Source organism: Ideonella azotifigens, assembly GCF_006519715.1.
Taxonomy (GTDB): Bacteria; Pseudomonadota; Gammaproteobacteria; order Burkholderiales; family Burkholderiaceae_C; genus Ideonella; species Ideonella azotifigens.
This window is the reverse complement of record NZ_VIDT01000180.1, coordinates 1-8,832: the sequence shown is the minus strand read 5'-3', so window position 1 is coordinate 8,832 and position 8,832 is coordinate 1. Positions and strand designations below refer to the sequence as shown.

Annotated in this window: 7 protein-coding genes; 5 read left to right on the top strand and 2 right to left on the bottom strand. The window is 68.5% G+C overall.

The features are described 5' to 3' along the window. The 4 genes from FKP22_RS13005 to FKP22_RS12990 all read left to right on the top strand — a co-directional run. On the top strand, positions 1–1,039 hold a 1,039-nt coding region (locus tag FKP22_RS13005; RefSeq protein ID WP_141287913.1), incomplete at its 5' end, for a putative baseplate assembly protein. Further along, complete coding sequence (locus FKP22_RS13000) at positions 1,039–4,242, top strand: putative baseplate assembly protein (RefSeq protein WP_141287912.1); 3,204 nt, start codon at positions 1,039–1,041, stop codon at positions 4,240–4,242. The genes FKP22_RS13005 and FKP22_RS13000, both read left to right, overlap by 1 nt. Before the next feature lie 138 nt (positions 4,243–4,380). Then, the gene (locus tag FKP22_RS12995) at positions 4,381–6,573 is read left to right on the top strand and encodes a hypothetical protein (protein ID WP_141287911.1); all 2,193 of its coding nucleotides are present in this window, start codon (positions 4,381–4,383) and stop codon (positions 6,571–6,573) included. A gap of 24 nt (positions 6,574–6,597) precedes the next feature. Then, the gene (locus FKP22_RS12990) at positions 6,598–8,100 is read left to right on the top strand and encodes a DUF6519 domain-containing protein (protein WP_141287910.1); all 1,503 of its coding nucleotides are present in this window, start codon (positions 6,598–6,600) and stop codon (positions 8,098–8,100) included. A gap of 21 nt (positions 8,101–8,121) precedes the next feature. On the opposite strand, the gene FKP22_RS34260 is transcribed toward FKP22_RS12990, so the two are convergent. Beyond that, a complete protein-coding gene (locus FKP22_RS34260) occupies positions 8,122–8,250 on the bottom strand; it encodes a hypothetical protein (protein WP_259372446.1) in 129 nt (42 codons plus the stop codon). Positions 8,251–8,430: 180 nt separating this feature from the next. Here FKP22_RS34260 and FKP22_RS32020 point away from each other — a divergent pair, with 180 nt between their 5' ends. Continuing rightward, complete coding sequence (locus FKP22_RS32020; RefSeq protein ID WP_170200879.1) at positions 8,431–8,592, top strand: hypothetical protein; 162 nt, start codon at positions 8,431–8,433, stop codon at positions 8,590–8,592. Between the two features lie 132 nt (positions 8,593–8,724). Here the strand turns inward: FKP22_RS32020 and FKP22_RS34520 are convergent, their stop codons facing one another. Further along, positions 8,725–8,820 (bottom strand): DUF2630 family protein, encoded by a 96-nt coding sequence (locus FKP22_RS34520; protein ID WP_375140580.1) that lies wholly within the window; start codon positions 8,818–8,820, stop codon positions 8,725–8,727. Between the last annotated feature and the right edge of the window lie 12 nt (positions 8,821–8,832).

The following is an 8,832-nucleotide window of genomic DNA, read 5'->3' as shown; positions in this document are numbered from 1 at the left end:
CGCGCCGCTGGTGCATGCCGAAACGGCACCGCCATCGACGCGTCCCGCGGCTGCTTCGTTGACCCAGGACCCACGCGCTGCCACGCCGCAGCTCTGGCTGGCTGAAGACGACAGCGATGTGATCTGGACCGCCCAGCCCGACTTGCTGGGCAGCGGCCCGGACGACCGGCACCTGGTCGCCGAGATTGACAACGACGGCGTCGCGCATCTGCGCTTTGGCGATGGAGAACTCGGCCGCCGACCCGGCCCCGGCCAGATCCTGAAGGCGCACTACCGCGTCGGTGGTGGCCAGGAGGGCAACGTCGGCGCCGGGTCGATCTCGTTCATCGTCATCAGCGGCCTCACGCTCGACGGTGTCACCTTCACGCCATGGAACCCGCTGCCGGCCCAGGGCGGCATCGACCCCGAGCCGATCGAGCAGGCTCGCGAGTTCGCGCCTCTGGCCTTTCGCAAGGCCCTGCGCCGCGCGATCACCGCTAACGACTACGCGGCGATCGCCGCCCTCAACCCCGAACTGCAAAGTGCGCAGGCCGCGCTGGTGTGGACGGGCAGCTGGTACGAAGCCGACGTCGCACTGGATCCCTGGCAGCGCAACGCCGCCGATTCGGCGCTGCTCGCCACAGTCGAGGCCGCGCTGTACCGCGTGCGCCGCATGGGCCACGACCTGCGTGTACAGCCTGCGGCCCATGTGCCGATCAGTTTGACGATGCATGTCTGTGCGCTGCCGGGCCATGAGCGCGGCCACGTCAAGGCGGCCTTGCTGAAGCGCTTTGTCGGCACGCCCGGCGGCTTCTTCGACGCCGACCAGCTGAGCTTCGGCCAGAGCCTGCACCTGTCGCGCATCGTTGCGGCAGCAATGGCCGTGCCCGGCGTGATGTGCGTCGAGGTCGAGGCCTTCCACCGCTACGGCCAGCCGCCCAACCACGAGCTCGACAACGGCGTGCTGCCGCTGGCGCCGCACGAGATCGCCGAGTTGGCGAACGACCCGAACCACCCCGAACGCGGTGTCATTGCGATCAGCGTTGAAGGAGGCCTGTGATGAAAAGCTGCTCAACCTGCGGCGCCTTCTCGCTGCCCTGTGGCTGCTGCGAGGGCACCACGGTGCTGACGCCCGCGGTCATCCACAACCGGCCCGGCCTGCCCGAGCTGGCCTACCGCGTGGGCACGCACGCCACCTTCTTCGAGTCGATGATGGCCCGGCTCGCCACCACCGAGGTCGACGGCGTGACCGGCGACGGCCAGACGCCGCAGACCTTCCGCCCGCTGCAGGCGCTGACCACCCGCGACCGCGGCGACTTCGGGGTCGCGCTGCTCGACGGCTGGGCCACCGTGGCCGACCTGCTGGCGTTCTACCAGGAGCGCATCGCCAACGAGGGCTACCTGCGCACAGCCACCGAGCGCCGCTCCGTGCTGGAGCTGGCGCGCCTGGTCGGCTACACGCTGCGCCCGGGTGTGGCGGCCAGCGTCTACCTGGCCTATGCGCTGGACGACAACCAGATCGAGGCCACCGTGATCGCCACCGGCGCGCGAGCGCAGAGCCTGCCGGGGCCGGGCGAGACGCCACAGTCATTCGAGACCAGCGAAGACCTGGACGCACGGCGCGAGTGGAACAACCTGCAGGTGCGCATGACGCGGCCTCAGAACATCACGCTGGACACCGCGCTGCTGATCGACCGGGTCGTCGTTTCGGACTCGGTCAACGGCCTGCGCGCTGGCGACCCACTGATGCTGCTGTTCGCCGACGACGGCAGCCTCGCGGCGATGCGCAGCATCCGCTCGACCGAGGGGCCGACCGCGGACGGCAAGTCAACCATTCGCCTCGACCCGGTGCCTGACGACGTGGCGCTGACCATCGGTCTGTTGACCACGCTGGTCACATCCATGCAGCCCTTCCGGCCTGCCGCCAACGATCCCACCGCAGAGGTCATCGACAAGGCCGGCGAGGTGCTGCGCAAGGCCTTGCTCGACCCCATCACCGACCCCAGAAACTGGCCCGAGGAGATTCAGAACTACTACTCGGACGACAACATCGACGAGGATGTCCAGGCCTTGATCAACACCTTCAGAAGCGACATCGCGGATCTGCTCGAGGTGCCGCCCCCGTCTCCCCCGCCGTCGCCCCCGCCGCCGCCCTCGACCAACCCCGACCTGTTCGTCAATGGCCTGCTGAAGCCTCGGGTGCTGCAGGCCCGCAACAGCCTGCAGCTGCGGCGCGACCTGGGCCACGCTTTTGCGCGCGGTGCCGATACCGCCCCGCAGATGCTGCTGAGCTTCGCGCCACCGCTGCGCGACACTTACTACCGCGCCTGGGTTGGTGCCAACGAGAACATCGCCAGCGCCGTGCTCGTCGGCGTGTTCGTTCTGCGCAGCAACGCGTCGCTGTTCGGCGCCAGTGTGCAGAAGCTGGTCACGGTGACCAATGGCACCGTGCCGCCGCAGGACCAATGGCGGGAATGGACACTGGACGGCGAAACCAAGGACGGCCTCTACCTCGACCAGCTGCACACCGAGATCACCGCCCCCAGCTACGTGCTGGTGCGGCGGATGGAGAACTCGACGCCGCTGTCGCGCATCTACACCGTCAAGCAAGCCATCACCACGCCGCGCACCGCCTATGGCATCAGCGGCAAGTCGACCCATCTGCAACTCGACCGCGAATGGTGGGCCGCCAGCGTGCCGAACGTCGACGGCAGCGGAGCCAACGACATGCCGGTGCTGCGCGCCACACAGGTCTGGGCCCAGAGCGTGCCGCTGACACTCGTCGAAGAGCCGATCACCACCGAGGTGGGCAGCCAGCCCGACGACCCCGACAACCTGAGCCTGGAGCTGGCCTCGTTGCACAAGGAGCTGGCGTCTGGCCGCTGGGTGATTCTGCAGGGCGAGCGTTCGGACATCGAAGGCGTCCAAGGCGTCAAGGCCGCCGAGCTGATGATGGTGGCAAGCCTGGTGCACGGCTACGACCCGAACCTCGCCGGCGACAAGATCCACACCACACTGAAGCTCGCGACCCGCAGCGCCTTCCGCTACAAGCGCGAGTCGGTCGTCGTCTACGGCAACGTCGTTCGGGCCACCCACGGCGAGACCCGCAACGAAATGCTGGGCAATGGCGACGCGACCCAAGCGCTGCAGAGCTTCACGCTCAAGCAGCCACCGCTGACCTTCGTCTCGGTGCCGACCGCGTCGGGGGCAGAGAGCACGCTGGCGGTCTATGTCGACGACGTGCGCTGGCACGAGACCACCTCGCTCGCCTGGCTGGGCACCAAGGACCGCGGCTTCGTCACCCGAACCGACGACGCTGGCCTGACCCAGGTCGTCTTCGGCGATGGCGAACACGGCACGCGGCTGCCAACCGGCGTGCAGAACGTGCGCGCGGTCTACCGCAGCGGCATCGGTGCGCCGGGCAACGTGAAGGCCGAGCAGATCAGCCTGCTGGCGACGCGGCCACTGGGCGTGAAGGCGGTCATCAACCCGCTTCGCTCTTCGGGCGGCACAGACCGCGAAGACCGCGACCTCGCGCGCTCGAACGCCCCTTTGGCGGTAATGTCCTTGGACCGGCTGGTCTCGGTGAGCGACTACGCCGACTTCACCCGCACCTTCGCCGGCATCGCCAAGGCCGTGGCCACGCGGGCCAGCGACGGCCAACGCGAAATCGTGCTGCTGACGATCGCGGGCGTCGACGACGCACCGATCGACAAGACCAGCGACCTGTACCGCAACCTGCTGGCCGCGCTGCGAGCGCTGGGCGACCCCGACCTGCCCCTGCGCGTGGAGCCGCGCGAGCTGCTGGCGCTGGTGCTGTCGGCCGGCGTGGCGCTGCTGCCCGATTACAGCTGGGAGCCGGTGGCCGACGCGGTGCGCAACACGCTGCTGCAGCGCTTTGGCTTCGGCCAGCGCGGGCTGGGCCAAAGCGTGCGGCTGGCCGAGGTCATCAGCGCGATCCAGGGGGTGCGCGGCGTGGCCTACGTTGATGTCGACACCTTCGGCTCGGTCCCCGAAAAGGTCGCCGGCAGCGACGGTACACGCCGGCTGGTGACGCAAAGCGAAGTCACCAGCGCCGTGGCCCGGGCGCTGCACCCCGACCAGTCCAACACCCAGCGCCTTGCAGGCCTGGCCGGCCACCTGCCGCCTGACGTGATCGCCTTCCCCGGCGGCAACGACCGCGGCGTGCTGCGGCCAGCCGAACTGGCGATCTTCACCCCCGCCGTGGCCGACACCCTCATCCTGAACCAGCTGTTGTCATGAAGCCCCCACGCTCCCTTCCGGTCGCTGCCCCCCGAGGGGGCTTTTGCAGCGGACCGGCAAAGCCGGATCCACGCAAATCCCTTGGTTTGGTTGATTTCCTGCGTCGCGAGTTGCGCGACGCTAGCCGGAGCGACTGACATGAACACCATCGATACGGCCCGCGCCGACCGCCTATACGCGCTGCTGCCCACGGTCCATCGCATGCGCGATGCCGACCAGGGCTACCCGCTGAAGGCGCTGCTGCACGTGATCGCCGAGCAGGTCAATGTGGTCGAAGACGACATCGCCCAGCTCTATGACAACTGGTTCATCGAGACCGCACAGGACTGGGCCGTGCCCTACATCGGCGACCTGGTCGGCCATGTGCCGCTGGCCGAGGCCGGTCTGCCCGCTGATGCGCCAGCCTGCGAGAACCCACGCGTGCTGGTGCCGCGCCGCGAGGTGGCCAACGCCATCCGCAACCGGCGCGCGAAAGGCACACTGGCGCTGCTGGAACAACTGGCGCAAGACGTGGCCGGCTGGCCGGCCCGCGCGGTCGAGTTCTTCAAGCTGCTGGTGCGTGACCAGAATATCAACCACCTCTACCTCGAACGGCACCGCCTGGTCGACCTGCGCGAGATGGATGCGCTGGACCAGCTGGGGGGCCCGTTCGAAGCCATTGCGCACAGCGTGGACCTGCGGCGCATCGATTCGCACCGGGGCACCGGCCTGTTCAACATCCCGAGCGTCGGGGTCTACGCCTGGCGGCTGTTGAGCTTGCCAGTCACCGACACACCCGCCTGCTGCATTGAAGAAGCCGGGCCCCACTGCTTCACCTTCAGTGTGCTGGGGCAGGACGCACCGCTGTTCGTCGCGCCACAGCCCGAGACCGACCCCAGCCACATCGCCGAGGAACTGAACCTGCCCGCGGCCATTCGCCGCCACGCGTTCGATGCGAACCCCGGCGCCTTCTACGGCGAGGAGCTGAGCCTGTCGATTCGCGCCGAGGGCTGGGCCGGCGCCCCCGGCAGCGCGATCGTGCCGCTAGCGCAGATCGTGCCGGCCGACCTGAGCGGCTGGACCTACGTGCCGCGCGCCAACCAGGTGGCGGTTGATCCGGTGCTGGGCCGCATCGCGTTTCCGCCGTCGCAGTTGCCGCGCAAGGGTGTGCGGGTCAGCTACCGCTACGGCCAGCCGTCCGCCATCGGCGGTGGCGAATATGAGCGGCCTCTGCTGGCACCGGCCGGGCCGTACAAGCTGTACCGCGTCGGCGAAGGCGACCAGTTCGAGTTCCACCGCATCGCCGATGCGCTGGCCCAGTGGCAGAAGGACCAGCCCGACGATGCGGTAATCGAGCTGGGCAGCAGCGCCGTCTTCGTCGAGCCGCTGTCCGTCACGCTGGCCGATGGACAGTCGCTGCAGTTGCGCGCAGCGCAGCGCACGCGGCCGGTGCTGCGGCTGATCGACTGGCAGACCGACCTCCCCGATGCGCTGACCATCACGCTGGGCGAGCGCAGCCGCATCAGCCTCGACGGCCTGCTGGTCACCGGCCGGCCGCTGCGCGTGCAAGGGCGGTCGGACGGCTACGCCTCAGCGGACGTGTGCGGCGCTCGCGTCGTGATCCGTCATTGCACGCTGGTGCCCGGCTGGGGCATCGACTGCAATTGCGAGCCACGCCGGCCCGCCGAACCCAGCTTGGAGATGAACGGGCTGCGCGCCACCATCTCCGTCGAGCACAGCATCGTCGGCACGATCCGTGTCAGCGAAGACCAAGTCGGGCTGGACCCGATCCCGCTGAACATCAGCGACAGCATCGTCGATGCCACCGGCCACGACATGCAGGCCATCGGCGGGCCGGGCGACGGCATTGCCCATGTGATGCTGACGGTCAGCGACACGACCGTGTTCGGCATCGTTGACGTGCACGCGATCACGCTGGCCGAGAACTGCATCTTCACCGGCTGCGTCAACGTGGCGCGACGCCAGATCGGCTGCATGCGCTTTTGCTACGTGCCCTGTCGCTGCCGCACGCCGCGGCGCTATCGCTGCCAGCCCGACGAAGCCATTGCCGACGTGCGCCGCCGCATCACCGATGCCGACCCGCTCCACGCCGAGATCCTGAGCGAGCAGTTGCGCCTGCGGCCACAGTTCACGTCCGAGCGTTACGGCACCCCGGGCTACGCGCAGCTCGGCATTCACTGCGCGGCCGAGATCGTGCGCGGCGCCGACGACGACTCCGAAATGGGCGTGTACCACGACCTGTTCCAACCCCAACGCGCGGCCAACCTGCGCGCGCGCCTGGCCCAGTTCACGCCGGCCGGCATGCATGTCGGCCTGCTGTTTGCGAATTGACGACAAACCCGAGAGAGGCTTCCCATGAAAGGCGACTTCACCCGCTTCGGCTTCGACAGCAGCAAGCACTACAGCCGCGTCCTGCACCAGCAGGGTCGCGTGGCGCTGGACGCCGACAGCAACGAGGCCTCGGCCATCCTGCTGCACCACCTTCGCTTGCTGACGCGCGACCTCTTCGGCGCTGGCGGCGGCCCGCCTGACAGCGGCTTCAGCCTGGACCTGGACAAGTCCACCAAGCCCGCGGTGCTGTCGCTCGCCCCCGGCCACTACTACGTGGACGGCATCCTGTGCGAGAACGAGCAGTGGACGTCTTACGCCGACCAGCCCGACTACACACCCACGCCGCCGGTCAACAACGAGGGCGGCGACGCGCTGCTCGCGTGGCTGACGCGGCCCTCCTCGAACCAGGCCTTCTGGGTCTACCTCGACGTGTGGGAACGGCATGTCTCGTGGATCGAAGACGACTCGATCCGCGAGCCTGCACTGGGCGGGCCAGACACCTGCACGCGCGCCAAGGTCATCTGGCAGGTCAAAGCCTTGCCGTGGGATGAGAACTGGGGCAACCCGCGTGAGAACCAGGACGCCTGCAACACGCCCTTGTCTTCGCTGACGGCCCTGGGCAGCGGCCTCATGACCGCACGCCTCGACCCCGGCTCGGCCTTCACCGACCCCTGCATCGTGTCGCCGGATGCGGCCTACCGCGGCGCCGAGAACCAGCTGTACCGGGTCGAGGTGCATCGCGCTGGCGTCGCGGGTGGTGCCACTTTCAAATGGTCGCGCGAGAACGGCAGCGTGGCCGCTCGCTGGCTGGGCGTGGGCAGCAGCGGTGATGCATCGACGCTCAGCGCCTCCAGCGCCCGCGGCTTCACGGCAGGCGACTGGGTCGAGCTGTCGCACGATGCGCTGGACCTGGCCAACGAACCGGGCCAGTTGGTGCGCATCTCGGTGGTCGATGGCGACCAGTTGGTGGTCGACTCGGCCAGTGTGCCGGGCGGCACGCTGATGGCCTGGTCAGAGACCTTGTCCAACCCCAAGCTGCGCCGCTGGGACCAGCACGGCAGCGACATCGTCGTGCTGGACGAAGGTGCGGTGCCGATCATCGAATCGAATGGCTTACAGCTGACCTGGCTGGACCTCGAAGACGGCGTCCAGGTCGCGTTCGAGACCGGCGGCGACTACCGCAGCGGTGAGTACTGGCTGATCCCCGCGCGCGTGGCGACGCAAGGCATCGCCTGGCCGGCCCAGGGCGCGCCGGACGCATGGCAGGCACCGCAAGGCATCGTCCACCACTTCTCGCCGCTGGGCGTGCTGGTCTTCGACGACAACTCCGATGAGGGGCTGCGGGTCTTCAGGGAATGCCGCCACTGCCTGAGTCTGGCGCCAACCACGTGCGCTGTTCAGTTGCGGCAAGTGATCAATGCTGCGGAGGCCGACGCTACACAGGCTCGCACCAAACCGCGCAGGACCACCGCGCCAAGCACACCCAACAAGGTCTTGCCGTCAACGCGTCGGCGACGGGGAGCTTGATGCGACAGCGCGCCGATCGCTTCAGACCAGCCCCAGATCCGCGCTGCCCTTCAGCCCCGGAAACACCTGCGCCCGCTGGGCCGGCGTCAGCCCGTACTGGCGGTCCCACAGCCCGGCCAGCATTGCGCGGTAGTCGGTCAACGCAGGCATGTCGCGGTCCTGAGCCAGTCGATCAACCTGTCGGATTGGCGCGGCGACATCTCCTACACCTACCTGGGCACGGGCGGTACGGCCGACAAGCCCGCCTTCCGCATCGAGCTCTCAGGTTCGGGTAGCCAGGTCGACTACTTCAACAAGGCCTCACCCACGCTCTACGGCCTGCGCGGCAAGATGCAGATCGAAAGCATGTTCTACGGCTTGCAAGTCAACACCGGCGCCGACAAGATTGACCCGGCCCGCGCCGCACAGATGCCCGATCCTCACGGCGGCGAAGGCCCCAGCCAAGTGCCAGGCGGCAACAGCGTGCTGATCGTGTTGGGCGTGTTGCAATGAGCGCGCCCACCGCCTGAGGAATTGGCGGCTCGCCTGGGCCAGGCCCGGCACCAACCGGTCAGCCCGCGCCCAGACAGACGACATGGGTGAGACACAGACCCCCGCATGCCCTGCCCTGCCGCGGCTGCGCATTCAGCCTTCGTAGCGCTCCACCGTGCCCACGTCGCGCACATGCGCCTCCGCCGGGTTCTCGCCGAACTCGCGCTTGGCGCGGCGCTGGCGCAGCAGGTCCCAGCACTG